Consider the following 25,397-nt stretch of genomic DNA (forward strand, 5'->3'; position numbering starts at 1 on the left):
GTCGCCGTCTGCTCCTCCACCGCGCTGGCGATGGTGGTCTGCCGGTCGGAGATCTGGGCGACGATCTGGGAGATCTCCCCGATCGCCGCGACCGCCGCGGTGGTGTCGCCCTGGATGGCCTGCACCCGGCGCGCGATGTCCTCCGTGGCCTTCGCCGTCTCCTGCGCCAGCTCCTTGACCTCGTTGGCCACCACGGCGAAGCCCTTGCCGGCCTCCCCGGCCCGCGCCGCCTCGATCGTGGCGTTCAGCGCCAGCAGGTTCGTCTGCTCCGCGATGCTCGTGATCACCTTCACGACGTTGCCGATCTCCGCCGAGGACTCGCCCAGCTTGTTCACCGTCGCCGTCGTCGCCTCGGCCGCGCTCACCGCGCGCATGGCCACCTCGGAGGCCTCGGCCGCGTTCTGCGAGATCTCCCGGATCGACGCGCCCATCTGCTCCGCACCGGCGGCGACCGTCGCGACGCTGCGCGACACCTCCTCGGCCGCGTCGGAGACGACCCCGGACTGCGCGGAGGTCTCCTCCGCCGACGCCGAGATCTGCGCCGACGTCGCCGACAGCTCCTCCGACGACGCCGCGACCGCGGTCGCCGAAGCCGCGACGCCGGCCATGACCTGCCGGAGGCCCGCCTGCGCGCTGTCGAGGGCGGCGGCCATCTGGCCCACCTCGTCGCGGGACGTCACCCCGGTGGCGACGGTGAGGTCGCCGACGGCCAGGGCGTCGAGCGCGCGCTTCACCTGCGTCACCGGGCGGGTGATCGACCGCATCGTCAGCAGGCTCACCCCGCCGATGACGAGCAGACCCACCAGCGCGATCACCAGGCTCACCAGCTGCGACTGCGCGATGGCGTCGTCGAGCCTCGTCCGGGCCTGCTCGCTCTCCGCCGCCAGCGCGTCCTTCGCCTCGCCCACCGCGCCGTCGGTGAGGTCGTTGGCGATCTGGATCTCCTCCCAACGGACGCGGGCGGCAGCCTGGTCGGCCACCGCGAGGTTCACGAACGCGGTGATCGCGTCGGTGTAGGCGCCGTAGCTCTGCCCCAGGCCGGCGACGGCCTCGGCGCTCTGCCCGGTGAGCTCGATGTCCTGCAGCTCTGCCAGGAGGGCCTGCGGGGTGGCGATGTCCTCGGCCAGCTCCTCGAGCTGGCCGGCCGGGTCGGGCCGGACCGTGGCCTTGTACCCGTCGACCTTCAGCTCGCTGGCGCGGGTGTCCAGCTGCAGCACCAGCGCCTGGGCCTCCTCGAGGACCACGAGGTCATCGGCGGCCTGACGCACGCTGGAGTTGCCGACCAGCATGGACCCGAGCATGCCGCCGCTGGCGAGGACGACGGTCCCGGTGAGGATCGCGAACTTCACGGCGAGGGGGCGGTCGGCGAACCACCCGGCGGACCGGCCGGGGGGAGGTGCGGGGGCGGTGGTGGACACGGGGGCTCCAGGGAGAGCGGGGACGGCGGGTGCGAGCGACGCCATCGTTGGGCCCGCTCCACGCCCGCCGACGCTCCCACGCCCGTCAGTGACGCAATTGTCGCCGGACCCCGAGGTCACAGGCGACAGCGGTGTCGACCTGTCGATGCGCGCCGCGCGCGGCGCGCACACCCCGCTCCGGGGGGCCGTCCGGGCGGCGGGTCAGCCCCGGGTGCTGGTCAGCGCCTCGTCGAGGGCGACCAGGAGCGAGATCGCCGCGGTCGGGTCGGCCACCCGGGCGGTGGCCCGCGTGTCGCCGGGACCGACCTTGACCCCCAGGTCGTGCGGGCGGAGGACGGCGAAGGCGTCCTCGTCGGTGAGGTCGTCGCCGAGGTAGAGCACGCACGCGGCGCCCAGGTCGTCGCGCAGCCGGCACAGGGCGCTGCCCTTGTCGGCGTCGGTGACGGCGAGTTCGAGCACGTCCTTGCCCGGCTTGAGGGTGAGCTCCGGATCGGCCTGCTCACGGGCCCGGGCCAGCAGCGCGGCCGCCGCGGTCCGGTCGGTGACCTGCCGGACGTGCACCGCGACGCTGGCCGGCTTGACCTCCAGCCGCGCGGCCGGCGTGCCGTCGACCAGCGGGGCCAGCCGGGCGGCGAGGGCGTCGCGGCGCCGGGCGGCCTCCGGGCCGATCGGCCCGTCGAACTCCGCGCCGTGGCTGCCCACCCACCGGTACGGGCCGGTGAGCCCGCTGGTGCGGCGCAGGTCGTCGACGCCGCGTCCGCTCACCAGGGCCACCGTGACGCCGTCGCGGGTCGCCAGCCGGGCGAGCACCTCGGCGACGCCGGGCTCGGGCACCGCGGCCGACGGGTCGTCGCGGAGCCGGGCGAGGACGCCGTCGTAGTCGCAGGCGATCAGGAGCGGGCGGCGCGCGGCCAGGCGGGGGAGCGCGGCGACGAGGTCAGCGGGGAGCACGGTCACGCCTGGGCCTTCAGAGCCGCGAAGAAGGAGCTCGCCCAGTGGTCGAGGTCGTTCTTGAACAGGTGCCGTCGCATGGCGCGCATCCGCTTGGCGCTCTCCTCCGGCTCGACCCGCAGGGCCCGGAGCAGCTGCGCCTTCAGCCCGGCGATGTCGTGCGGGTTGACCAGGAACGCCTGCTTGAGCTCCGCCGCGGCCCCGGCGAACTCCGAGAGCACCAGGGCGCCGCCCAGGTCGCCCCGCGCGGCCACGTACTCCTTGGCCACGAGGTTCATGCCGTCGCGGTACGGCGTCACCAGCATGACGTCGGCGGCGCGGTAGAGCGCCACGAGCTCCTCGCGGGGCACGGACTGGTTGATGTAGTGCACCGCCGGGCCGCCGAGCGTGCCGAAGATGCCGTTGATGTGGCCGACCTGCTGCTCGATCGTCTCCCGCATGTGCACGTAGTGCTCGACGCGCTCGCGGCTGGGGGTGGCGACCTGCACGAAGACCGTGGACGGCGCCTCGACGACGCCGTCCTCCAGCAGCTCCTGGAGAGCGTTGAGCCGGACGGCGATGCCCTTGGTGTAGTCCAGCCGGTCGACGCCGAGGATGATTCGGTCCGGGTCGCCGAGCTCCTTGCGGATCTCCGCCGCGCGGGACACCACCTCGGGAGAGCTCGCGAGCCCGTCGAAGGCCTCGGCGTCGATCGAGATCGGGAACGCCCGCGCCGTCACCGTCCGCCCGTCGTACTGGATGAACTCCTTGCGGGTGGGCAGGTCGTGCAGCCGGCGGGCCAGCTGCACGAAGTTGCTCGCGGCGCTCGGCATCTGGAAGCCGACCAGGTCGGCCCCGAGCAGGCCCTCCACGATCGCCGACCGCCAGGGCAGCTGGGTGAACAGCTCGTAGGGCGGGAACGGGATGTGCAAGAAGAAGCCGATCGTCAGGTCCGGACGACGCTGGCGCAGCATCGCCGGCACCAGCTGAAGCTGGTAGTCGTGCACCCACACGATCGCGCCCTCGCCGGCGACCTCGGCGGCGCGGTCGGCGAACCGCTTGTTGACCTGCACGTACGTGTCCCACCACGTGCGGTGGTACTCGGGCTTCTCGACGACGTCGTGGTACAGCGGCCACAGCGAGGCGTTCGACATGCCCTCGTAGTAGCGGTCGACCTCCTCCTCGCTGAGCTCGACCGGGATCAGCGACATGCCGCCGGACTCGAAGGGCTCCGGCGCCTGCCCGGCGTCGCCCGACCAGCCGACCCATGCGCCGCCGCGGCCGGCCACGAAGGGCTCGAGCGCGGTGACGAGGCCACCGGGGCTGCGCTGCCAGCGGGTGGTCCCGTCGGGGTCGGTGACCCGGTCCACGGGGAGCCGGTTGGCCACGACGACCACCGGGCTCTCCGCCCGCATCTGGTGCTCCGCAGTGTCGGCCATACCGCCTGCGACCCTACCGACCCGACGGCGGTCAGAAACCGGCGGCCACCGCGTAGCCGGCAGCGGCCGCTCCGAGACCGAGGACCAGCGTGGCGCCCAGGTAGGCGCAGAGCCGGCCGACGGCGCGCTGCTCGCCCAGCCCGACGAGCTCGGCGCCCAGGGTGGAGAACGTCGTCAGCGTGCCGCAGAAGCCCGTACCGACCAGCGCCACCAGCCCGGCGGGGACGTCCTGCGCGCCGAGCAGCAGCCCGAGCAGCAGCGACCCGGCGACGTTGACCGCGAGGGTGCCCAACACGCTGCCCGGGCCGCGCCGGGCGGTGGCCACCCGCTCGGCGAGCAGCCGCAGCGGCGCCCCGGCCAGCGCGCCGAGCACGACCAGCACCCCCGTCATGCGGTCGCCCGCGAGATGCTCGTGGCGCGCCGCCCCAGCCACAGCCCGGTCGCCGCCGCCAGCACCCCGCCGGCCACCGAGGCGAGGACGTACCCCGCGGCCAGGCCCGCCGCGCCGTCGTCCGCCAGCCGGACGACGTCCACGGCGAAGGCCGAGTACGTCGTGTAGCCGCCGAGCACGCCGGTGGCGAGCAGCGGGCGCAGCCAGGTGCGCTCCGGGAACCGGGGGAGGAGCGCGCCCAGGAGGACGCCGATCAGCAGGCAGCCGGAGAGGTTGACCAGCAGCGTCGCCCACGGCCAGTCGCCGGCGGGGGAGGGGAGCGCGGAGCTCACGCCCCAGCGGGCGAGCGCGCCGAGAGCGCCGCCGACCGCGGCCCACACGTACGCCACTCGACCTCCCCCGTGTCAGGCATCGGAAGCTCTCCGCACGTCTCCGGGCCGGAGACGCGGGCACAGCTTCCTATGCCTCGCGCCGGCGGCCGGAGTTCACCGGCGGCGGGTCTCGGGGAACAGGAGGTCGACGAAGCGCTCGGCGGTCGGCTGCGGCTCGTGGTTGGCCAGCCCCGGGCGCTCGTTGGCCTCGATGAACACGTAGTCGGGGCCGTCGACGGCGGGCACGAGGAAGTCGATGCCGGTCACCGGGATGCCCAGCGCCTCGGCCGCGCGCACCGCCGCCTCGGCGATGTCCGGGTGGAGACGGTCGGTGACGTCCTCGATGGTGCCGCCGGTGTGCAGGTTCGCCGTCCGCCGGACCGGGACGCGCTCCCCGTTGGGCGGGACGTCGTCCATCCCGTAGCCGGCCTCGGCGACCACCTCCGCGGTGGTGTCGTCCAGCGGGATGCGCGACTCGCCGCCGGTCGCCCGCTCGCGCCGCCGGGAGGTGGAGCGGACGAGGTCGGCCACCGCGTGCCGGCCGTCGCCGATGACCTCGGCCGGGCGCCGCACGGCCGCGGCGACGACCTGCCGGTCGATGACGACGACGCGCAGGTCCTCCCCGGGCACGAGCTCCTCGACGAGCACGTCGGGGCAGAACTGCAGGGCGAGGGCGACCGCGCGCTCGAGCCCCGCGTCGTCGGTCACCCCGACGGTGATCCCCCGCCCCTGCTCGCCGCGGGCCGGCTTGACGACGACCGCCCCGACGTCGGCCAGCAGGGCACGCGCCTCCTCGAGGTCGCCGCCGGCCGCCAGGGCACCCCGGGCCACCCGCACGCCGGCGCGGCGCATGATCCGGCGGGTCACCCGCTTGTCGTCGCAGCGGCTCAGGGCCACCGCGGTGGTGAACTCCGACAGCGACTCGCGGGTCAGCACCGACCGGCCGCCGAGCGTCAGGCGCATCTCGCCCCACTCGGCGTCGGTCACCTCCACCCGGATGCCGCGGCGCAGGGCCTCCTCGGCGATGATCGCGGCGTAGGGGTTGAGCCGTTCCAGGCCGGGCGGCCGCGAGGCGAACAGCGGTGTGTTGATCGGGTTCTTGCTCTTCACGCAGACGGCGGCCACCCGGGTGAAGCCGAGCTTGCGGTACAGCGTGATCGCCGGCTTGTTGTCGTGCATCACCGAGAGGTCCAGGTAGGACCGGCCGCGGGCGACGTACCGCTCGGCGAGCACCCGCACCAGGGCCTCGCCCGTGCCGGGCGGGGCGTCCTGCTTGTCCGCCACGAGGCACCACAGGCTGGTGCCGCCCTCCGGATCCCCGAACGCGAGCGCGTGGTCCACCCCGGTCACGGTGCCGACGATCTTGCGGGTGCGGGTGTCCTCGGCGACGAGGTAGGTGAAGGTGCGGGTGCGGTGGTTGGCCCACATCAGCGCGGGGTCCGAGGCCACCATCCCGTTGCGGGCGTAGAGGTCGTCGATGAGCTCCATCTCCGCGTGCGAGGTCACCGTGCGCACGAAGACCCCGCGGATGACGTCGGGGCGCGGCCGGTAGCGGTGCAGGTCGAGACGGTAGATGAGCGACGGGTCGATGAAGAGCTCGTCGGGCGCCATCCCGACCAGCACCTGCGGGTCCCGCGGGTAGACGCAGATGTCGCGCCGTCCGGTCGCCTCCGCGCGCAGCGCGCTGACGATGCCCTCCAGCTCGCGGAACGTCTGGCCGAACACGAGCCGGCCCCAGCCCAGGTCCAGGACGACGTCGCTGGCCATGCCCTCCCGCTCACGGGCCGACGGCTCGTGCCAGGAGCGGCTGGTCAGGTCCGGCGTGGAGGCGACGGGGGGACGGCGGCGGTGGCCCGCGAGCCGGGGAGACACGGCCGGTCCCCTCTCAGACCCCGTGGTTCTGCAGCCACAGCTCCAGCAGCCCCAGCTGCCAGAGCTTGTTGCCGCGCAACGGCGTGAGCTCGCCGTTGGGGTCGGCGAGCAGGCCCGCCACGTACTCGGGCCGGAACAGCCCCCGCTCGCGGGCCGCGTCGCTGCTGAGCGCGTCGCGGACCAGCCCGAGGACCTTGCCCTCGAGGTGGGTGATGGCCGGCACCGGGAAGTAGCCCTTGGGCCGGTCGATGACCTCCGGCGGGATGATCCGCCGTCCGATCGCCTTGAGCACGCCCTTGCCGCCGTCGGCGAGCTTGAGCTCCGGCGGGCACGCGGCGGCCAGCTCGACGAGGTCGTGGTCCAGGAACGGCACCCGGGCCTCCAGGCCCCAGGCCATGCTCATGTTGTCCACCCGCTTGACCGGGTCGTCGACGAGCATGATCTCGCTGTCCAGGCGCAGCCCGGCGTCCACGGCGGTCCGGGCGCCCGGAGCGGACATGTGCCGGCGGACGAACTCCAGGCTGGGGTCGGAGTCCAGGGCGTACCGGTCGGAGACCACCGCCCGCATCTGCCGGTGGTCGCGGTCGAAGAACGCCCGCGCGTACCGCTCCACGGCCTCCTCGCGCTCGACCCCGGCCAGGGGTGGGTACCAGTGGTAGCCGGCGAACACCTCGTCGGCGCCCTGGCCGGACTGCACCACGCGGATGGACTCGCTGACCCGCTCCGACAGCAGGTCGAAGGCCACGACGTCGTGGCTGACCATCGGCTCGGCCATGGCGCCGATCGCGTGGCCGAGCGCGCCGGCCAGCTCGTCCGAGCCGACCCGGATGCGGTGGTGATCGGTGGCGAACCGCTCGGCGATGACGTCGGAGTACTGGAACTCGTCGCCCTCGCGGCCGCCGACGGACTCGAAGCCGATGCTGAACGTGGACAGGCCGGTCTGGCCCTCGTCGGCGAGCAGGCCGACGATGAGGCTGGAGTCCAGCCCACCGGAGAGCAGGACCCCGACCGGGATGTCGGCCACGAGCCGGCGGCGGACGGCGACCCGCAGCGCCTCCTCGATCGCGTCCTCCCAGTCGCGGGAGGACCAGTTCGCGTGCTCCGCGCGCCGCTCGTAGGTCGGCGCCCAGTACCGGTGCTCCCGGCTCGTGCCGTCGGCCTCCACCACCCGCACGGTGGCCGGGGGGAGCTTGCGCACGCCGTTGAGGATGGTCCGGGGCGCCGGGACGACGGCGTGCCAGCTCAGGTAGTGGTGCAGGGCGACGGGGTCGATCGAGGTGTCGACGTCGCCCGCGCGGAGCAGGGCCGGCAGGGTCGAGGCGAAGCGCAGCCGGCCCGGGGTCTCGGCCAGGTAGAGCGGCTTGATGCCGAGGCGGTCGCGGGCCAGCACGACCCGGCCGGTGTCGCGCTCGTGGATGGCGAACACGAACATGCCGTGCAGGTGGTCCACGACGTCGGTGCCCCAGTGGTGGTAGCCCTTGAGGATCACCTCGGTGTCGCTGGTGGAGAAGAACCGGTAGCCGTGGCCCTCCAGCTCGGCCCGCAGCTCCCGGTAGTCGTAGATGCAGCCGTTGAAGACCGCCGTCAGGCCGAGTTCGTTGTCGACCATCGGCTGGCCGCCGGCCGCGGACAGGTCGATGACCGAGAGCCGGCGGTGCCCGAAGGCCACCCGCCCCGCGCTCCACATGCCCTGCCCGTCGGGCCCGCGGGGGACCAGCTGGTCGACCATCCGCCCGACGGCGGTGATGTCGGCGAGGGTGCCGTCGAACCGGATCTCGCCGGAGAGGCCGCACATACGAGTTGATCTAACTCCCGTGCACGATCTGCCGCGACCAGAGCCGGGCGCGTCGTGAGCGGTCTCACCCCCGTTCCACGTGGAACGGACACGGGCCGGGCGAGGCGCCCGGTGGCCGCGCCCGCGCCGCGCGGCAGGGCCGGTCCCCGGTTGCCCGGGCCTGCCCCTGGGCACGGACGCCGCCATGCGGATGCGCGAACTGGGAGCCCTGCAGGTGCCGGCCATGGGGCTGGGCTGCATGGGGATGAGCGAGTTCTACGGAACGGCGGACGAGGCCGAGGCCCTGCGGACGATCTCCCGCGCCCTCGACCTCGGCGTGACCTTCCTCGACACCGCCGACATGTACGGCCCGTTCACCAATGAGCGGCTGGTGGGCCGGGCGATCGCCGGCCGCCGCGAGGAGGTCGTACTGGCCACCAAGTTCGGCAACGAGCGCGGCGAGGACGGCGCCCGGCTGGGCGTCAACGGCCGCCCGGAGTACGTGCACCGCGCGTGCGACGCCTCGCTGCAGCGGCTGGGCGTCGACGTGATCGACCTCTACTACCAGCACCGGGTCGACACCACGGTCCCCGTCGAGGAGACGTGGGGCGCCCTGCGCGAGCTGGTGGAGGCGGGCAAGGTGCGGTTCACCGGCATCTCGGAGGCCGCCCCGGAGACGATCCGGCGCGCGCACGCCGTCCAGCCGGTCACGGCGGTGCAGACCGAGTACTCGCTGTGGACCCGCGATCCGGAGGAGGACGGCGTCCTGGCCACCTGCGCCGAGCTCGGGATCGGCTTCGTGGCCTACTCGCCGGTCGGCCGCGGCTTCCTCACCGGGCGGATCCGCAGCCTCGACGACCTGGCGCCCGACGACTTCCGCCGGCACGACCCGCGCTTCCAGGGCGAGAACCTCGTCCGCAACCTGGAGCTGGTCGACCGGGTGCGGGAGATCGCCGGCGAGAAGGGCGTCACCGCGTCCCAGCTGGCCCTGGCGTGGGTCCTGGCGCAGGACGGGCGGGCGGGCTCCCCGACCGTCGTGCCGATCCCGGGTACGAAGCGGGTGAGCTACCTGGAGGAGAACGCCGCGGCGGCGGAGGTCTCGCTGACCGACGCGGACCTGCGCCGGCTGGACGACGCCGCGCCGCGCGGGGCGACGGCGGGGGACCGGTACGCCGACATGTCCGGCGTGCACGTCTGACCGCCCGGCGGCGGCCGGCCGGGCCCGGAGCCGGTCGTCCGCCGCTCAGCGGCGGCGGCCGATGCCGACGAAGAAGGGCGCGAACGTGATCGGGCGGACCGGTGCGGCGTCCATCCGCTCGAAGGCGGCCTCCCAGCGGCGGAGGTCGTCCTCGGACGCGAGCCCCTGCGCGCGCAGGGCGTCGCGGGCCGCCCACGCGGGCGGGCGGATGCCGGGCGGCATCTCGCCGATGAGGTAGCGGCCCGCGTGCCGCTCGACCTCCAGACCCGCGGCGGCCAGCAGGCGGCCCAGCCGCAGTCCGATCCGGAGGTCGTTGCCGCGCCGCCGGTGCAGCTCGGCGTACCGCTCGTTGATGTCGGCGAGCCCGGGGTCGGCGTCCAGGACGCGCATCGCCGTGCCGTCGACGTCCACGAGGTAGACGGCCCCGCCCGGCCGGACCAGCGAGGCCAGGTGGTCGACGATCGCCTGCTCCCGGCCGCCGTTGTGCGCGAGCACGTGCCGCAGGAGCGCGACGTCCACCGATCCCGGCGGGATGCCCGTGTCGGTGCCGCTGCCCTCCCGCACCTCCACGTTGGCGGCGCCGGCCTCGGCGACGAGCCGCCGCGCGGCCGCCCGGGCCGACGGGTCCGGTTCCACGCCGACGACCGAGCCGCCCGCGCCGACCACCGCGGCGACGGCGACGGCGACCGCGGCCGGACCGCAGCCGACGTCCGCGACCCTCGCGCCGGGCACGATGCCGGCGGCGCGCCAGGCCTCGGCCTCCTCGGTGCGGGCCAGCTCGGCCATCAGCCGGTACCGGGCGATCTCCGCGTCGGTGACCTCGAGTGCGTAGTCCGTCATGGCGTCCTCCTCACCCCCCGGCATGGTCGCGCCGCCGTGCGGTCCGGTCGAGCCCGTGGTGCACCGGTCGCCACGCCGCCCTCGGTCGACCTCGTGCGTGGCGGCCCGCGACCGCGCGGGAGGATGGGGGCGTGCACAGCGGAGCGGCCCGGTGACGACGGCGCTGGTCGTCCCCACCACCGTCGTCGCCGCGCTGCTGGCCCTGGCCGGCCTGGCGTCGACCGTGGCGCGGCGCCGGATCGGCCTGCTGCACCTGGTGCTGGCCGCCGTCCTCGAGGCGCTGCTGGTCGTCCAGGCGGTCGTCGCCGGGGTCCGCCTGGCCGGGGACGCCGCGCTGCCCGAGACGGCGACCTTCCTCGGCTACCTGGCGGGGGCGCTGCTGCTGCCCGTGGCCGGCGTGCTGTTCGCCCGCACCGAGACCAGCCGCTGGGCGGGCACCGTGCTCGCGGTACCGGCCGCGGCGGTCGCGGTCATGGTCTGGCGGCTGCTCCAGCTGTGGGAGGCCGGAGGTGGCTGAGCCCGCCGGTCCGCGCGAGGCCCCGCCCGCGGAGGGGCTGGGGCGGGTGCTGGTCGCGCTGTACGGCGTCTTCGCCCTGGCGGCGGGGTCGCGGGCCGCGGTGCAGCTGGCCACCCGGTTCTCCGAGGCACCGCTGGCCTATCTGCTGTCGGCGCTCGCGGCCGCGGTGTACGTCGCCGCGGCCGCCGGGCTGCTGCGGGGTGGCCGCGCCGGGCGCCGCACCGCGCTGGTCGCCTGCCTCGTGGAGCTGACCGGCGTGCTGGTGGTCGGCGTCCTCTCGCTGGCCGACCGCGCGGCGTTCCCCGACGAGACGGTGTGGTCGGGGTTCGGCTCCGGCTACGGGTACGTCCCGCTGGTGCTGCCGGTGCTCGGCCTGCTGTACCTGCGCGGGCAGGGCCGGGCTCAGAAGTCGCCGCCGCCGAAGTCCCCGCCGAAGTCGCCTCCCCCGTCGAACCCGCCGCCGAAGTCGTCGCCCCCGCCGCCGTAGTCACCGGCGACGTCGCCACCGCCGTCGGAGCCAGTGCCGTCATAGCCACCGCCGTCGGAGCCAGTGCCGTCATAGCCACCGCCGTCGTCCGCGCCCGCGCCGTCCTGGTAGCCCTCCGCGTAGGCCTCCTCGTCGCCGCCGCCGAACAGCCCGCCGTCGCCCAGCCCCGTGTCGAAGAGGGCGTCGGCCACCGCGGACCCCACCACGAGGCCACCGATGGTGCCGAGCATGGTGGCGCCGATGCCGGCCCCCATCCCGCCCATCCCGAAGCCTCCGCCGTAGCCCCGCCCGGGGCCGCCGCCGTAGCCGGGCCCGTACCCGCTGCCGTAGCCACCGCCGTAGCCACCGGGCCCGGGGCCGAAGACGCGCTCCAGGGTGCCCGGCTGCCGGATCTCCGCCCGCGTGGCCGCCCGGGCCAGCGTGCGGGGGTCGTCCGTGCGCGGGCGCTCGCCCGACGGGACGGCGGCGGCCAGCTGCACCAGGACCTCCTGCCGCTGCTGGGGCGTCAGCTGGGCGAACGCCTCCGCGTGCGCCTCCTCGATCTGGTCCGGGGGAGCGGTGCGCAGCAGGTAGCGGTACCGCTCCACAGCCTGCGCGTCGGTGAGCGGGCCGCGCCCCCGCGGCGCCTGCCGCGGCTGCTGCCCGTACCCGGTGTCCGCCTCGCCCTGATGGCCGCCGGCGTATCGGTCGTCGTCGCGGGAGTCGTACCCGTCGTAGCCGGCGTCGTAGCGGGCGTCGCGCCGGTCGTCGTGCCGGCGCCGGCCGAGGAGTCGGTCGAGCAGTCCCATGGCGGTCCCCTCCCTGACGGGCCGGTGCGCGGTGCACCTGCGGACGTTCCGCCCGCAGTCGTTCCCGCTGCCGCACCGATCACACGTCGGCATCACGAGAGGCGCCCGCCCGGGGCTCTCGTGGAACAGGTCGTGCGCAACCGATAAAGTCGTCCGGTGCCGCGCGCCCACGACCAGACCCGACCGGGGGTCCAGCTCCCTTCGACCGTGGACGGGCAGGCGGGCCAGCAGGCCGGCCTCGTCGCCACGGCCAGCGCCGTCGTCTCGGGCCACCCCTCGCCCCGGACCGCGTCGGCCGCCCTGCCCGGCGTCCTCGCCGACAGCCCGGTCGCCGTCCTGCTCATCGACCGCATCGCCGGCGCGGTCACCTTCGCCAACACCGCGGCCGTGGAGATGGCCGGGCGGGTGACCCTGCCGGTGCCCATCGACGCCTGGGGTGCTGCGGCGGGGCTGACCGACCTCGCGGGCGAGCCGCTGGCCTCCACCGGCGGGCCGCTCTCCCTCGTCGCGCAGGGCCGGCCGGTGACCGGCGAGGCCGTGCGGCTGCGGCCGGGGGCCGACGACGGCGCCGCCGACCGGCTGCTGTGGGTCACCGGCTTCCCGCTCTCGCACCCCACGGCCGAGGACCAGCAGCTCTCCCTCGTCGTCCTCCTCGACGTCGAGACCCCGGCCCTGACCGACGATCCCGACGCCCAGCTCCAGGCGCTGCGGGAGCGCGCCGTGATCGCCACCGACATCACCTTCACCATCAGCGACCCGCGGCAGCCCGACGACCCGCTGATCTGGGTCAACCCGTCCTTCACCCGGATCACCGGTTACTCCTACGACGAGGCGGTGGGCCGCAACTGCCGCTTCCTGCAGGGTCCGGCCACCGACCCCGGGGCGCTCGAGGAGATCCGCGCCGCCCTGCGCGCGCAGCGCCCGCTGACGACCACGCTGCTCAACTACCGCAAGGACGGCACCGCGTTCTGGAACCAGCTGTCGATCAGCCCCGTGTTCGACGGCGAGGGTGAGCTGGTCAGCTTCGTCGGCGTGCAGACCGACGTGACCGAGCGCGTCCGCGTCGAGCACGAGCGCGAGTCCGCGTTCGCCGCCGAGCAGGCCGCCCGCCAGGAGGCCGAGCTCGCCCGCGCCACCGCCGAGCAGGCGCGGGCCGACGCGGAGAGCGCGCGCCTGCAGGTGGAGAAGGCCACCAACCGCCTGGCGCTCATGGCGGAGGCCACCAGCACGCTCATCGCGACGCTGGACATGTCCGACCTGCTGGAGCGGCTGGCCGGCCTGTGCGTCCCGCTCCTGGCCGACTGGGTGTTCCTCACCCTCGTCGACGAGCACGGGGAGGTGGCGGAGACCGCCTACCGCCACCGGGACGGCCACGAGGAGGAGCTGCGCGCCTTCAGCACCCTGCACGCCCAGCACCTCCCCCCGGGATCGCCGAGCCGGCAGAGCATGCGCAGCAACCGGCCGACGTTCATCGACCGCGACCGTGCGCGCATCGAGGCCGCCTTCGCCACCGAGGCGGCGCGGGACGCCTTCGACGCCGTGGGCGGCCACTCGGTGGTGACCGTTCCGATGGTCGCCCGCCGCCGGACGCGCGGTGCGATGGCCCTGATCGCCTCCGGCGACCGCACGTTCACGCGGGAGGACGTCGACCTGGCCGAGGACCTCGCCCGGCGCGCAGCGCTGGCGATGGACAACGTGCGGCTCTACCAGCAGGAGCACGCCGTGGCCGACACGCTCCAGCGGTCGCTGCTCCCCGACCTGCCCGACATCCCCGGGATCACCGCGGCGGCGCACTACGTGAGCGCGTCGACGGCGGCGGACGTCGGCGGCGACTTCTACGACCTCCTGCACCTGCCCGACGGGTCGGTCGGCATGGTCATCGGCGACGTCGTCGGCCACGACCTCGCCGCCGCCGCGGCCATGGGGCACCTCCGGGGGCTCATCCGCGCCTGCGTGTGGGACGCCCCCGACCCCGATCCCGGCGTCGTCCTGGGCCGGGTCGACCGGCTGGTGCAGGGCCTGCGCGTCGCCTCGATGGCGACGATCGCCTACGCCCGCGCCGTGCCGCCGGCCGCGGCGGGCGAGCCGTGGCGGGTGCACCTCGCCGACGCCGGGCACCCGCCCCTGCTGCTGCGCGAGCCCGGTGGCGCGGTCCGGGTGGTCGACGAGGTGACCGGCCTGCTGGTGGGGGTCGACGACGGCGCGCACCGCCCGACCGTGGTGCTGGACGTCCCGGCCGGGTCGACGCTGCTGGCCTACACCGACGGGCTGATCGAGCGCCCGGGACTGGACCTGGACCTCGGCATCGAGGAGCTCGTCGCGCGGATCGCCACCATCCCGCCCGGCGCCACCCCCCGGCAGCTGTGCGACGCCGCGGTGGCCGGCACCCTCGACGGCCGCGACGACGTCGCCCTGCTCGCCGTCCGGCTGGGCTGAGCGGCCGACCCGGACCTCAGACCTCGAGGTCGGTGCCGCCGCCGAGGAGGCCGTAGCCGCCGCGGTGGAACAGCAGCGGGCGGCGCGCGGGATCGGCCCCGAGGTCCAGCACCCGGCCGGCGACGAGGGTGTGGTCGCCGCCGTCGTACTCGGCCCACAGCGCGCAGTCGATCCACGCGACCACGCCGTCGAGCACCGGCTGTCCCTGCCGGCTGGCGCGCCACGCCACGCCGGCGAAGCGGTCGGGCGCGCTGCCGGCGAACGTGGTGGACAGCCCGTGCTGGTCCTCGGCCAGCACGTTCACGCAGAACCGGCCCAGCGCCCGCAGCCGCGGCCAGGTGCGGGAGGTCCGGGCGGGGGCGAGCGCGATCAGCGGTGGGTCCAGCGACAGCGAGCTGAACGACTGGCAGGTGAAGCCGATCGGCCCGCCCTCCGTCGCGGCGGTGACCACGATGACGCCGGAGGCGAAGTGCCCCAGCACGTCGCGCATGACCTGCGGGTCGACGGGAGCGCCGGCCGGGTCACCGGGGGAGGGGAGGGCCGAGCTCACGCCCCCGAGTCCATCACGAGGTCCGTCACGAGGCCCGTCACGAGGCGGCCACCGCCTGCTCGGTGCCCCGGGGCACCGAGCGCCCCCCGGCGCGGTACAGCGAGCTGGGCAGCTCGCGGCCGACGGCGCGCTCGGTGACCCGCGCCGCGGCCAGCACGGCGTCGAGGTCGATGCCGGTGTGCACGCCGGACTCCTCCAGCAGGTAGACCAGCTCCTCGGTGGCGATGTTGCCGCTGGCGCCGGGGGCGAACGGGCAGCCGCCCAGCCCGCCCACGGAGGAGTCGAGCTGGGTGACGCCCGCCTGGATCGCCGTCAGCGCGTTGGCCTGGCCGGTGCCCCGGGTGTCGTGGAAGTGCACGCCGACCGGCACGCCGGGGCAGACCCGGCGGACGGCGTCCAGCAGCCGGACGACCCGCATCGGGGTGGTCGTCCCGATGGTGTCGCCCAGGCAGAGGCGGTCGGCTCCCGCGGTGACGGCGGCGCGGGCGACGTCGACCGTGCGGGCGATGGGCGTGCGCCCGTCGAACGGGCAGTCCCAGGCGGTCGCGATGATGACCTCGAGCGTGCCTCCGGCCCCGGAAGCGAGCCCGGCGATCTCGCCGATCGCGGCGACCGCCTCGGCGGTGCCGCGGCCCGCGTTGGCGCGGCTGTGCCCGTCGGAGGCCGAGACGACGTACTCGAGGTCGGGGACACCGGCGTCGACGGCCCTTACGGCGCCCCGCGGGTTGGCCACCAGCGCGGAGAAGGCGACCCCGCTCCAGCGGCCCAGCTCGGCGGCGACCTGGTCGGCGTCGGCCAGGGCCGGCACCGCCCGCGGGGAGACGAACGAGGTGGCCTCGATCCGGCGCACCCCCGTGGCGACCAGCGCCTCGAGCATGGCCAGCTTGTCGGCGAGGGGGAGGGGCGCCTCCAGCTGCAGCCCGTCGCGCATGCCGACCTCGCGGATGTCCACCGCGGGAGGCAGCACCAGGTCGAAGGGGTCCCGGTCGTCGAGGTGCACGGCTCCTCCTCTCCAGCGCGCGGGCGTCGGCGGCCCGGCGCATTCGGTACCCATCCTGCCCCGGACCGCGGGGAGACCGGCCCGGAGGCCCGCCCGGGTGGCAAACCGCCCGCGAAGGACCGAGATCACGTTCCACGTGGAACCCGACCGGGCATTAGGCAGATGGAGTGCGGCCCGGAACCGTCACGGGGGGCGTCCAGGATGACCGCGGGAGGTGGGACGTGGCGAAGCGCAGCGTTACCGCGGTCGTGGCCGGGGAGCGGCCGCCGTGCGTCCGCGAGGCCTTCGGGCGCGCCCCGCTCGGCATGGCCATCTGCGATCCGGGCGGCACGCTGCTGGAGGTGAACGCCGAGCTGGAGCGCCTGCTGGGCCGTCCGGCGGCCGAGCTCATCGGTACCTGCCTGTACGACCTGACCGACCCCGAGGAGCTCGCGGCCGTCCGGGAGGCCACCGCCGGGCTGCACGCCGAGCCGGGGCAGGTGGCCCGGGTGGAGAGCCGGCTCGTCCGCGGTGACGGCAGCGGCGTGCCCGTGCAGCTCACCTCGACCCGGGTGGCCGAGCAGCCGGGAGACCCCACGCACCTGGTGATGGTGGTGGAGGACATCACCGCGCGGAAGCTGCTGGAGACCGAACTGGTGCACCGGTCGCTGCACGACGCGCTCACCGGGCTGCCCAACCGGACCCTCTTCGCCGACCGGCTGCGGCACGCCCTGGAGCGCGGCCACCGGGAGCAGACGCCCACGTGCGTGCTCACCGTCGACCTCGACGGCTTCAAGGACGTCAACGACCGGTACGGACACCCGATGGGCGACGCCGTGCTGGTGGCCTTCGCCGCGCGGCTCACCTCGGTGCTCCGCGCGAGCGACACCGCCGCGCGCCTGGGCGGCGACGAGTTCAGCATCGTCTGCGAGAACACCGAGCGTGCCGACGCCGAGGTGCTCGCCGAGCGGCTGCGCACGACCCTCGTCGACCCCCTGGACATCGGCGGCACCCTGATCGCCGTGGGCATGAGCGTGGGCATCGGCACCGTGGAGCCCGGCGCCGACCCCGACGTCGCCTGCGAGCAGGTGGTCCGGGCCGCCGACGACGCGATGTACGCCGACAAGCAGCGGCGGCGCTGACAGCGCCGCTGTGCGGAAGTGTTCACACCGACGTAACGCGCGCCGGATGGAGTGACTACAAGCACACGCCGAAACTCCAGGGACCGGCCGGGTGATCGCGGCCTTGCCGATGGGGGAGGCCCGCGTGCCCGAGAGAGTCGTGGCGCTCGCCGAGCAGGTGGAGGCCCAGTCCGCCGCGCGACTGCGCGACCTCGACGCCATCGCCCGCACCACCCGCATGCTCGCCCTGAACGCACTGGTCGAGGCGGCGCGGGCGGGCGAGGTGGGGCGCGGGTTCGCCGTCGTCGCGGAGGAGGTCAAGCAGATCGCCGAGCAGGCGGCGTCGATCAGCGCCGGCCTGTCCGAGGAGCTGGCCCCGACCGTCGGCGCGCTGCAGGAGCTGGGCAGCCGCCTCGTCGGGCAGGTGCGGGGGCAACGCCTGGCCGACCTGGCCCTCTCCGCGGTCGAGCTCGTCGACCGCAACCTCTACGAGCGCACCTGCGACGTCCGCTGGTGGGCCACCGACGCCGCCGTCGTCGCGGCCGCCGAGGAGGGCGACCCGGCCGGCCGGAGCGCGGCCGAGGCGGTCCGCCGGCTGGCCGTGATCCTGCGCAACTACACGGTCTACCTGGACCTCTGGGTCACCGACCGGCAGGGCCGGGTGGTGGCGACGGCGGCACCCCGGCGCTGGCCGCACGTCATCGGCAGCGACGTCAGCGGTGCCGCGTGGTTCCGCGACGCCCTGGCCACCGCGGACGGCGACGCCTACGCCGTCGAGGACGTCTCCCGGTCCGCCGCGCTGGACGCGACCGTCGCCACCTACGCGACCGCGGTCCGCCGCGGCGGCGAGACCGACGGCGAGGTGGTGGGCACCCTCGGCGTCTTCTTCGACTGGGGACCGCAGACCCGCGCGATCCTCGACGGGCTGCGCCTGGCCGACGACGAGCGGGCCCGCACCCGCAGCCTCCTGCTCGACTCCGAGGGCCGGGTGATCGCCGCCTCGGACGGGGTCGGCGTGCTCACCGAGCGCATCGCCCTGCGCACCGACGGCGCCGCCAGCGGCTCCTACGACGAGGGCGGGACGACGATCGGCTTCGCCCGCACCCCCGGCTACGAGACCTACGAGGGTCTCGGCTGGTACGGCGCGCTCGTTCGATCGTCATCCTCCGGATGACACCCCCGAGTTGATCATCGGCACGTGGCTGCTCCCGGCGGCGCGTCGGACAGCCACCCGCCGATGATCACGGGGGACGGCACTCCCTCGGCTCAGCCGGCCAGGGCCGCGGTGACGACGGCGCGCGCCTCCTCCTGCACCCGCGCCAGGTGGTCCGGGCCGGCGAACGACTCCGCGTAGATCTTGTAGACGTCCTCGGTCCCCGAGGGACGGGCGGCGAACCAGGCGTTCTCCGTGACCACCTTCAGGCCCCCGATCGGGGCGTCGTTGCCCGGCGCGCGGGTCAGCTTGGCCACGATCGGCTCGCCGGCCAGCTCGGTCGCGGTGACCGCCTCCGGCGAGAGCTTCGCGAGCGCGGCCTTCTGCTCGCGGGTCGCCGGGGCGTCCACCCGCGCGTACGCCGACTCCCCGTAGCGCTCGGTGAGCTCGCCGTGCAGCTGCGAGGGCGACCGGCCGGTGACCGCCTGGATCTCGGCGGCCAGCAGCGCGAGCAGCATGCCGTCCTTGTCCGTCGTCCACACCCCGCCGTCCCGGCGCAGGAAGGAGGCGCCGGCCGACTCCTCGCCGCCGAACCCGACCGACCCGTCGAGCAGGCCCGGCACGAACCACTTGAAGCCGACCGGCACCTCGACCAGGCGGCGGCCCAGCCCCGCGACCACCCGGTCGATCAGCGACGAGGAGACGAGCGTCTTGCCGACGGCGGTCTGCGCGCCCCACTCGGGGCGCGAGCTGAACAGGTGCGAGATCGCGACCGCGAGGAAGGCGTTGGGGTTCATCAACCCGCCGTCGGGGGTGACGATGCCGTGCCGGTCGGCGTCGGCGTCGTTGCCGGTCGCGATCGCGTAGTCGGCGCGCTTGCCGATCAGCGACGCCATGGCCGACGGCGACGAGCAGTCCATCCGGATCTTCCCGTCCCAGTCCAGCGTCATGAAGCGCCAGGTGGGGTCGACCAGCGGGTTGACGACGGTCAGGTCCAGCCGGTGCCGCTCGGCGATCGCCCCCCAGTAGTCGACGCTGGCGCCGCCGAGGGGATCGGCCCCGATGCGCACGCCGGCGGCGCGGACGGCGTCCAGGTCCAGCACGCTGGGCAGGTCCTCGACGTAGGTGCCCGTGAAGTCGTACGCCGACGCCGCGGCCCGCGCCCGCGCGAACGGGATCCGCCGCACGCCGTCGAGCCCGGCGCGCAGCAGCTCGTTGGCCCGGTCGGCGATCGCCTTCGTGGCGTCGGAGTCCGCCGGACCCCCGTGCGGCGGGTTGTACTTGAAGCCGCCGTCGCGCGGCGGGTTGTGCGACGGGGTGACGACGATGCCGTCCGCGCGGCCGCCGTTCTTCCCCCGGTTGGCGCGCAGGATCGCGTGGCTGACCGCCGGCGTCGGGGTGTAGCGGTCGGCGGCGTCGACGAGGACGGTCACGTCGTTGGCCGCGAGCACCTCCAGCGCGCTGGCCCAGGCCGGCTCGCTCAGGGCGTGGGTGTCCCGGCCGAGGAACAGCGGCCCGTCGACCCCCTGCGCGGCGCGGTACTCGCAGATCGCCTGTGTCGTGGCCAGGATGTGCGCCTCGTTGAAGGCGGCGTCGAGGGAGGAGCCGCGGTGCCCCGACGTCCCGAACGCCACCTGCTGCGCCGGCTCGGTCGGGTCGGGGTCGAGCGTGTAGTAGGCGGTGACCAGCGCGGCCACGTCGACCAGGTCGCTGGGCTCGGCGGGCTGACCTGCGCGGACGTCGCTCATGCACCGATCCTCGCGCCTCGTGCGGGGTCGCGCGACCCACCTCCGGGGGACGTTCCGGAACCGGCCTTCTCACTCGCTGGAGTGGGCCGCTCCCGCCCGCGGTTCAGCCCGGCTGCCGGGGCGGCCGATGAGGGGGTGTGACCAGCGACCGCTCAGCCGGCGACAGCGCACCCGAGGCCGTCCTCGGGTCGCTGCTCGCGCTGCCGCACGCGGCATTCGCGGCGATGGCCGCCGACGGTGTCCTGCTGCCCATGCCGGAGTCGGTGGGGCTGGCGCCCGAGCGTGCCCTGCCCGTGCCGCCGGACCGGGCCACGATGCTCGACGCCATCGCCCCCTCCGACGCCATGACCGTCGTCGTCGCCTGGGAACGCGCGCTCACCACCGGCCTGGGCACCGTCACCGTGCGCACCAGGCAGAACCCCGACCAGCCGATGTCGCTCACGTTCGTCGACGTCCGCCCCGTCCACGGCGTCCTCCTGGGTGTCCTGCACGTCGCCGGCGAGGAGCAGGAGGCGCCGTCGGCCCCCGAGGGCGAGTGGATCACCGTCTCCCGCGCCCCCCGCACCGCGACGGCCACCAAGAGCGGCCTGGCCGTGGTGACCGGCATCGACGAGCGCACCACCCGGATGCTCGGCTGGACGCCCGAGGAGATGGTCGGCCGGCGCTCCTCGGAGTTCATCCACCCCGAGGACCAGGAACGGGCGATCGCCAACTGGCTGGAGCTGCTGTCGACCCAGGCCAGCCAGCGGGTCCGCCTGCGGCACCTGCGCGCCGACGGCAGCTGGGCCTGGCTGGAGCTGGAGAACCACTACACGCCCGCCGAGGACCCCGCGGACGCCGTCGTCCTCACGCACATGAACGACATCTCCGACGAGATGGCCGCGCACGAGGCCCTGCGCCAGCAGGAGCGCCTGCTGCGCCGCGTCGCCGAGTCGCTGCCCCTGGCCATCCTGCAGCTGGGCGCCGACCGCTCGGTGGTCTTCGCCAACCCCCGCTTCGACGAGCTCGTCGGCCGGCCGGGCGCCGATCCGCTCGCGGCGCTGACGGCCGCGCTGCGTCCCGACGACCGGGCGGTGCTGGACACCGCGCTCGCCGCCGCCCTGGACGAGGGCCGCGACGGCGAGCTCGAGGTGGCGGTCCGGGTGCCCGGCGGTCAGGTCCACGTCTGCGCCGTCGGTGTCATCGCCCTGGGCGAGGACGAGGGTGCCCCCGGTGCACTGCTGTCCTTCGCCGACGTCTCGGCCCACGTGCGCACCCGCGAGGAGCTCACGGTGCGCGCGATGACCGACCCGCTCACCGGGCTCGCGAACCGGGAGGCGGTGTCCGCCGCGCTCGACGAGGCGCTGGCCGACCTCGGGGACGCGCTCATCGGGGTGCTGTTCGTCGACCTCGACGGGTTCAAGCCCATCAACGACACCCACGGGCACGACGTCGGCGACGAGGTGCTGAAGCTGACCGCGGCCCGGCTGCGCGCGGCGGTGCGGCCGGACGACGTGGTGGGCCGCATCGGCGGCGATGAGTTCTTCGTGATCAGCCGCGGCCACGCGGAGCCGGAGACGGCGCTGGAGCTGGGGCACCGCGTCCGCGCCGCGCTGGCCGAGCCGGCGCGCCTGCCGCAGGGGCACATCCCGGTGAGCGCCAGCGTCGGCGTCGCCTGGGGCCGGGCCGGCAGCGACCCCCTCGACCTCATGCGGCAGGCCGACAAGGACATGTACCGCGCCAAGCAGCGACGCCACAGCACGCCGGACCTCGCCGAGGCGACCCGCCGGGCATAGGAAGCTTTGCCCGCGTCCCGGCGCCCGAGACGTGGGGATGGGCTCCTATGCCTCGTCGACCGGCGTCTCGGCGGCCGGGCGCTCGGCGGCCGGGCGCTCGGCCAGCAGCCGGGCGTGGGCCCGCCGGGCCCACGCCTCCTCCAGCAGCTCCGCGACCAGCCCGGGCCCGGCGACGGCGAGGTCCACCCGGACGCCGGAGAGCTGCTTGCCCCACCACAGGAGGCTGCACGGGCCACCCTCGGCCGCCCGCGCCCCGGACTCGTCGAGCATCACGTTGAGCTGGGTCGGGGACCACTGGGTGGCCAGGATCCGGGTGCCGAGGCGGAACGCGCGCCTGCCGTGGTGGTCGCCGTCGGTCACCTCCGGGAGGGCGAGCGCGATCGCGCGGACGTCGTCCGGCGTCACGGGCCGCAGCCGCCGTCCCACCGGGTGCCCACGCGCCCAGGATGGCAGGCCGGGGACGAACCGTCGCCCGACGGTCGGACCGCCGTCATCCGTTCGTCATGTGCGGCGGCCACCCTGGGGCGATGACGGCGACCCTCTACGCGACCACCGCCCCCGCGTACGCCGTGGCCCGCGCCGCGGCGCCCGCCTCGTCCGACCCGGGCCCCCTCCACGCGGTCTCCCGGCCGGTGATCGACGGGCTCACCGCCTCCGAGTGCGGCCTGCTGGTCGACGCGACCGCCGACCGCGAGTGGCGCGACCTCCCCGCCGCCGACAAGTGCCCGGAGTGCGCCCGCCTCGCCGGCTGATCCTCAGTCCTCCGCGGCCCCCGGGCCGTCCCGGTGCTCGACCCCGTCGAGGAACCGGCGGAGGGTCTCGAGGAAGATCTCGGGCTGCTCGGAGTGCACCCAGTGCCCGGCGCCCTTGACCTTCACCAGCCGGGTGCGGGGGAACAGCTCGTCCATGCGCGCGCGGTCCTCCGGCAGCACGTAGTGGCTGTTCGCCCCGGCGAGCCACAGCACCGGACCGTCGAAGGTCGCGCCCGGCGGCGGGTCCGGGAAGCCGCGCAGCTCCTCGAGGTCGCGGCCCAGCAGGTCGAGGTTGAGCCGCCAGCGCCAGCCCGCGTCCGCCCCCACGCCGTCCCGGACCAGGCTCTGCAGCAGGAACGACCGCACCATCCGGCTGGGCACCGCCTCGCGCAGCGCCGCGTCGGCCTCGTCCCGCGTCGTCAGCCGGTCGAGGTCGACGGCCTGCATCGCGGCGATGTACGCGCCGAACGGCGAGGCCTCCTCGTCCGGGTCGTCGGTGCGGCCGCCGGACACCGGGTACTCGACTGGCGCGATGTCGACGACGACGAGCGCGCGCAGCAGCTCGGGCCGGCGCAGCGCCAGCTGCATCGCCACCTTGCCGCCCATCGAGTGGCCGACCAGCGTCGCCGGCTCGCCGAAGGACTCCAGCTCCGCCGCCACCAGCCCGGCCATGTCGAGGTAGTCGATGCGCTCGGTCCACGGCGAGTGCCCGTGGTCGGGCAGGTCCAGCAGGGTGACCCGGTGCCGGTCGGCGAGGCCCTTGGCGATCGTCGTCCAGTTCCTGCCCTGGCCGAACAGGCCGTGCACGAACACGACCCGCGGGCCGGCCTCGCCGAGGGTCCGGGCGTGCAGCCGTTCCTCGGGGTTCGCGGTCACCCGGCGATTCCACCAGAGCACCCGCGGAGCCGGCCGCCCGGCGCCGGGATGATCGCCGTCCTTCCCTCCGGTGTGCCGTCCGCGCGGCCGGACGGGAGGCCGGCGGCGACGACGCGCGGGTCGCGATCATCCCGGCGGCGCTCGGCGTGCTGCCGCCGGATCGTCGGTGGTGCGGCGCACCATCGCCGGGACGTCCCGCCCCGAGGAGGAACCCCCGCATGCCCGGACGGCGCCGCCGCACGACGACCCGCGCGAGCGGCACGACACGCACGGCGCCGAAGCGTCGCGCGCCCGCCCGCCGCGCGGCGAAGCCCGCTCCCGACCTGCCCGTGGCCGGTCCCGGCGAGCGGGTGTGGGTGCTCGCCGTCCCCTTCCGCGCGCCTGCCCCCGGCGCCGTCTGGCACCCGGGCCTGCAGGCCTCGGTGTGGGTGGGTGCACACCTCCCGCCGGCGCTGGCGCCCTACGACCCGCCGCCGCACACGCTGGAGCGCTTCCTCGAGGACGAGCTCAACGACGAGCCCCGGCCCCTGCCGCCGGCGAAGTCGCTGGAGCCGCGCGAGGAGCAGTGCACGGGGGCCGACGCCGTCATCGCCTCGGCCGCGGCCGGCCACCGGGTGTTCCTGCTCGGCGACGATCCCGGCGTCGGCAAGACCGGGACGGCGATCATGGCCGCGCGTGAGATCTGCGAGATGCGCGGCGGCGACCGGGTGCTCGTCGTCGCCGACCGCCCCGCGGCGATCACCATCCCGCACTGGACCCGGTCCATCGCCGGCTTCGGCGACGGCGGCCTGCGCTGGTGCGTCACGACCTGGGACCGGCTGGCGAAGGTCGCCGCCCTGCTGAAGACGGCGCCGCAGTTCGACGTCGTCATCGGCGACGAGGCGCACATGGTGCGGCACACGACCACCCAGCGCTGGAAGCACTGGAAGTCCGTCTCCGGGGCCGCCCGCGTGAAGGACGCCCCCTTCGTCATCGCCGCGACCGCCACCCCCGCGCACACGCCGCTCGAGCTGCCCTACCTGGCGCCGCAGTTCGCCGCCCGCGCCGGCGAGCCGCTGCGCGCCTGGGCCGACCTGCCCGCGAGGCTCGGCGAGCACGGGTTCCACGTGGAACGCGGCCGCTACGGCTGGGCCTGGACCGAGGACGCCGACGAGCGCCGCGCCGACCTCGACCGGCTGCAGGAGTGGCTGACCGGCGGTGAACCGCCCGCGGCGCTGCACCGATCGGCGCCCTGGGGGCCGGTGTCGGTGAGCGGCGCGGCGGTCGCGCTGAGCCCGTCCGAGCGCGCGAGCTACGAGGCCGAGTGGTCGGAGTTCCGCGCGGAGATGCAGCTGGCCCGCCGCGGCCGGCAGACCGCCCGCGGCCGGGCCGCCCTGCTGCGCTTCCGGCAGAAGGCCGGGCTGATCCGGGTGCCGGCGACGGTCGACTGGGTGAAGGCGCAGGTGGAGGCCGAGCGCCAGGTGGCGGTGTCGGTGGAGTTCGTCGAGACCGCGGCCGACCCGATCCGGGAGGCGCTGCTGGACGCCGGCATCGCCGTCGCGGGCATCTACGGCCGGGACCGCTTCGACGTCGAGGCGGAGCGGCTGCGCTTCCAGACCGGCGCGGCCCCGGTCTGCGTCTTCACCGTCACGGCCTCGATCAGCCTGCACGCCGGGGAGCTGCTGCCCACCGGGACGGCGGCCGGCGACACCCCGCGCGTCGGCCTGTTCCACCAGCCCCGCTTCTCCGGCATCCAGGCCCGTCAGGTCACCGGCCGCACGCACCGGGACGGCCAGACCTCGCCGTGGCGGGTCGCTTTCGCCGAGGACACGGTGGAGGAGCAGGTCGCCCGCGTGATGGTCGAGCGGCTGGCGGTCAGCGGCTCCACCGCGGGCGCGGACACCTCGTCGCTGCAGGAGATCGCCGAGCTGCTGGAGGCCGACTGGCTGCCGAGCACGGCGCTGACCGAGGCGTGACGGCACCGGCCACCACACGGCGGCACC

The 25,397-nt window shown here is 75.3% G+C and carries 23 protein-coding genes; 9 read left to right on the forward strand and 14 right to left on the reverse strand.

All coding sequences use genetic code 11. The features are described 5' to 3' along the window. The 7 genes from BMY88_RS16485 to BMY88_RS16515 all read right to left on the reverse strand — a co-directional run. Window positions 1-1,418: methyl-accepting chemotaxis protein (locus BMY88_RS16485; RefSeq protein ID WP_244524727.1), on the reverse strand; the 1,418-nt coding region annotated here is incomplete at its 3' end. A gap of 201 nt (window positions 1,419-1,619) precedes the next feature. Continuing rightward, window positions 1,620-2,375: a trehalose-phosphatase gene (otsB, locus tag BMY88_RS24165; protein WP_091945898.1), complete on the reverse strand. Its 756-nt coding sequence runs from the start codon at window positions 2,373-2,375 to the stop codon at window positions 1,620-1,622. Continuing rightward, the gene (locus BMY88_RS24170) at window positions 2,372-3,787 is read right to left on the reverse strand and encodes an alpha,alpha-trehalose-phosphate synthase (UDP-forming) (protein WP_091945900.1); all 1,416 of its coding nucleotides are present in this window, start codon (window positions 3,785-3,787) and stop codon (window positions 2,372-2,374) included. The genes otsB and BMY88_RS24170 overlap by 4 nt, the downstream gene beginning before the upstream one ends. A 31-nt stretch (window positions 3,788-3,818) precedes the next feature. Continuing rightward, window positions 3,819-4,178, reverse strand: a complete 360-nt coding sequence (locus BMY88_RS16500) for a fluoride efflux transporter FluC (protein ID WP_091945903.1) — start codon at window positions 4,176-4,178, stop codon at window positions 3,819-3,821. Further along, window positions 4,175-4,567, reverse strand: coding sequence for a fluoride efflux transporter CrcB (gene crcB / locus BMY88_RS16505; protein ID WP_091945905.1), 393 nt, complete (start codon window positions 4,565-4,567; stop codon window positions 4,175-4,177). Before crcB ends, BMY88_RS16500 begins: the two co-directional genes overlap by 4 nt. Window positions 4,568-4,663: 96 nt before the next feature. Beyond that, window positions 4,664-6,421, reverse strand: a complete 1,758-nt coding sequence (gene ngg, locus BMY88_RS16510; RefSeq protein WP_211435690.1) for an N-acetylglutaminylglutamine synthetase — start codon at window positions 6,419-6,421, stop codon at window positions 4,664-4,666. Window positions 6,422-6,434: 13 nt separating this feature from the next. Then, window positions 6,435-8,216, reverse strand: coding sequence for an N-acetylglutaminylglutamine amidotransferase (locus BMY88_RS16515; protein WP_091945908.1), 1,782 nt, complete (start codon window positions 8,214-8,216; stop codon window positions 6,435-6,437). Window positions 8,217-8,400: 184 nt separating this feature from the next. On the opposite strand from BMY88_RS16515, the gene BMY88_RS16520 reads away from it, so the two are divergent. Beyond that, window positions 8,401-9,393, forward strand: coding sequence for an aldo/keto reductase (locus BMY88_RS16520; RefSeq protein WP_091945911.1), 993 nt, complete (start codon window positions 8,401-8,403; stop codon window positions 9,391-9,393). A 45-nt stretch (window positions 9,394-9,438) separates the two neighbouring features. Here BMY88_RS16520 and BMY88_RS16525 read toward each other — a convergent pair whose 3' ends face one another. Next, window positions 9,439-10,233, reverse strand: coding sequence for a methyltransferase domain-containing protein (locus BMY88_RS16525; protein ID WP_211435691.1), 795 nt, complete (start codon window positions 10,231-10,233; stop codon window positions 9,439-9,441). A 151-nt stretch (window positions 10,234-10,384) separates the two neighbouring features. Between BMY88_RS16525 and BMY88_RS16530 the strand changes: the two genes are divergently transcribed. Both BMY88_RS16530 and BMY88_RS16535 read left to right on the forward strand, forming a co-directional pair. After that, the gene (locus BMY88_RS16530; protein ID WP_091945916.1) at window positions 10,385-10,750 is read left to right on the forward strand and encodes a hypothetical protein; all 366 of its coding nucleotides are present in this window, start codon (window positions 10,385-10,387) and stop codon (window positions 10,748-10,750) included. Continuing rightward, the gene (locus BMY88_RS16535; protein WP_244524754.1) at window positions 10,743-11,237 is read left to right on the forward strand and encodes a hypothetical protein; all 495 of its coding nucleotides are present in this window, start codon (window positions 10,743-10,745) and stop codon (window positions 11,235-11,237) included. The genes BMY88_RS16530 and BMY88_RS16535 overlap by 8 nt, the downstream gene beginning before the upstream one ends. Here BMY88_RS16535 and BMY88_RS16540 read toward each other — a convergent pair. Then, complete coding sequence (locus BMY88_RS16540; protein WP_091945919.1) at window positions 11,153-12,025, reverse strand: hypothetical protein; 873 nt, start codon at window positions 12,023-12,025, stop codon at window positions 11,153-11,155. The two genes, BMY88_RS16535 and BMY88_RS16540, sit on opposite strands and share 85 nt — an antisense overlap. A gap of 207 nt (window positions 12,026-12,232) precedes the next feature. Here BMY88_RS16540 and BMY88_RS16545 point away from each other — a divergent pair, with 207 nt between their 5' ends. Further along, a complete protein-coding gene (locus BMY88_RS16545; protein ID WP_244524728.1) occupies window positions 12,233-14,461 on the forward strand; it encodes a SpoIIE family protein phosphatase in 2,229 nt (742 codons plus the stop codon). 16 nt (window positions 14,462-14,477) lie between these two features. Here the strand turns inward: BMY88_RS16545 and BMY88_RS16550 are convergent, their stop codons facing one another. Both BMY88_RS16550 and BMY88_RS16555 read right to left on the reverse strand, forming a co-directional pair. Continuing rightward, window positions 14,478-15,011 (reverse strand): flavin reductase family protein, encoded by a 534-nt coding sequence (locus BMY88_RS16550; protein WP_244524729.1) that lies wholly within the window; start codon window positions 15,009-15,011, stop codon window positions 14,478-14,480. A gap of 37 nt (window positions 15,012-15,048) precedes the next feature. Continuing rightward, window positions 15,049-16,011: a hydroxymethylglutaryl-CoA lyase gene (locus BMY88_RS16555; protein WP_244524730.1), complete on the reverse strand. Its 963-nt coding sequence runs from the start codon at window positions 16,009-16,011 to the stop codon at window positions 15,049-15,051. A gap of 221 nt (window positions 16,012-16,232) precedes the next feature. On the opposite strand from BMY88_RS16555, the gene BMY88_RS16560 reads away from it, so the two are divergent. Next, window positions 16,233-17,132: a sensor domain-containing diguanylate cyclase gene (locus BMY88_RS16560; protein WP_244524731.1), complete on the forward strand. Its 900-nt coding sequence runs from the start codon at window positions 16,233-16,235 to the stop codon at window positions 17,130-17,132. Window positions 17,133-17,256: 124 nt separating this feature from the next. After that, entirely contained in the window at window positions 17,257-18,285 is a 1,029-nt protein-coding gene (locus BMY88_RS24700) for a methyl-accepting chemotaxis protein (RefSeq protein WP_280138735.1), read from the forward strand. A 92-nt stretch (window positions 18,286-18,377) separates the two neighbouring features. Here BMY88_RS24700 and pgm read toward each other — a convergent pair whose 3' ends face one another. Then, complete coding sequence (pgm, locus tag BMY88_RS16570) at window positions 18,378-20,012, reverse strand: phosphoglucomutase (alpha-D-glucose-1,6-bisphosphate-dependent) (RefSeq protein ID WP_091945928.1); 1,635 nt, start codon at window positions 20,010-20,012, stop codon at window positions 18,378-18,380. A 137-nt stretch (window positions 20,013-20,149) separates the two neighbouring features. On the opposite strand from pgm, the gene BMY88_RS16575 reads away from it, so the two are divergent. Further along, on the forward strand, window positions 20,150-21,787 hold the full coding sequence (locus BMY88_RS16575) for a sensor domain-containing protein (protein ID WP_091945930.1): 1,638 nt from the start codon (window positions 20,150-20,152) through the stop codon (window positions 21,785-21,787). Between the two features lie 45 nt (window positions 21,788-21,832). Here BMY88_RS16575 and BMY88_RS16580 read toward each other — a convergent pair whose 3' ends face one another. Continuing rightward, the gene (locus tag BMY88_RS16580) at window positions 21,833-22,192 is read right to left on the reverse strand and encodes a hypothetical protein (protein ID WP_211435692.1); all 360 of its coding nucleotides are present in this window, start codon (window positions 22,190-22,192) and stop codon (window positions 21,833-21,835) included. Between the two features lie 122 nt (window positions 22,193-22,314). Here BMY88_RS16580 and BMY88_RS16585 point away from each other — a divergent pair, with 122 nt between their 5' ends. Continuing rightward, window positions 22,315-22,539, forward strand: coding sequence for a hypothetical protein (locus tag BMY88_RS16585; RefSeq protein ID WP_091945932.1), 225 nt, complete (start codon window positions 22,315-22,317; stop codon window positions 22,537-22,539). A gap of 3 nt (window positions 22,540-22,542) precedes the next feature. Here BMY88_RS16585 and BMY88_RS16590 read toward each other — a convergent pair whose 3' ends face one another. Next, window positions 22,543-23,415 (reverse strand): alpha/beta fold hydrolase, encoded by an 873-nt coding sequence (locus BMY88_RS16590; protein ID WP_091945936.1) that lies wholly within the window; start codon window positions 23,413-23,415, stop codon window positions 22,543-22,545. Window positions 23,416-23,633: 218 nt separating this feature from the next. Here BMY88_RS16590 and BMY88_RS16595 point away from each other — a divergent pair, with 218 nt between their 5' ends. Next, window positions 23,634-25,370 (forward strand): DEAD/DEAH box helicase family protein, encoded by a 1,737-nt coding sequence (locus tag BMY88_RS16595; protein ID WP_091945938.1) that lies wholly within the window; start codon window positions 23,634-23,636, stop codon window positions 25,368-25,370. Window positions 25,371-25,397 lie beyond the last annotated feature (27 nt).

The organism is Trujillonella endophytica (assembly GCF_900110555.1).
Taxonomy (GTDB): Bacteria; Actinomycetota; Actinomycetes; order Mycobacteriales; family Geodermatophilaceae; genus Trujillonella; species Trujillonella endophytica.

Coding starts and splice junctions, on each gene's coding strand:
- BMY88_RS16585 (WP_091945932.1), top strand. CDS start 22,315: ATGACGGCGACCCTCTACGCGACCACCGCCCCCGCGTACGCCGTGGCC.
- pgm (WP_091945928.1), bottom strand. CDS start 20,012: ATGAGCGACGTCCGCGCAGGTCAGCCCGCCGAGCCCAGCGACCTGGTC.
- BMY88_RS24170 (WP_091945900.1), bottom strand. CDS start 3,787: ATGGCCGACACTGCGGAGCACCAGATGCGGGCGGAGAGCCCGGTGGTC.
- BMY88_RS16520 (WP_091945911.1), top strand. CDS start 8,401: ATGCGGATGCGCGAACTGGGAGCCCTGCAGGTGCCGGCCATGGGGCTG.
- BMY88_RS16500 (WP_091945903.1), bottom strand. CDS start 4,178: ATGACGGGGGTGCTGGTCGTGCTCGGCGCGCTGGCCGGGGCGCCGCTG.
- BMY88_RS16595 (WP_091945938.1), top strand. CDS start 23,634: ATGCCCGGACGGCGCCGCCGCACGACGACCCGCGCGAGCGGCACGACA.
- BMY88_RS16515 (WP_091945908.1), bottom strand. CDS start 8,216: ATGTGCGGCCTCTCCGGCGAGATCCGGTTCGACGGCACCCTCGCCGAC.
- BMY88_RS16540 (WP_091945919.1), bottom strand. CDS start 12,025: ATGGGACTGCTCGACCGACTCCTCGGCCGGCGCCGGCACGACGACCGG.
- BMY88_RS16525 (WP_211435691.1), bottom strand. CDS start 10,233: ATGACGGACTACGCACTCGAGGTCACCGACGCGGAGATCGCCCGGTAC.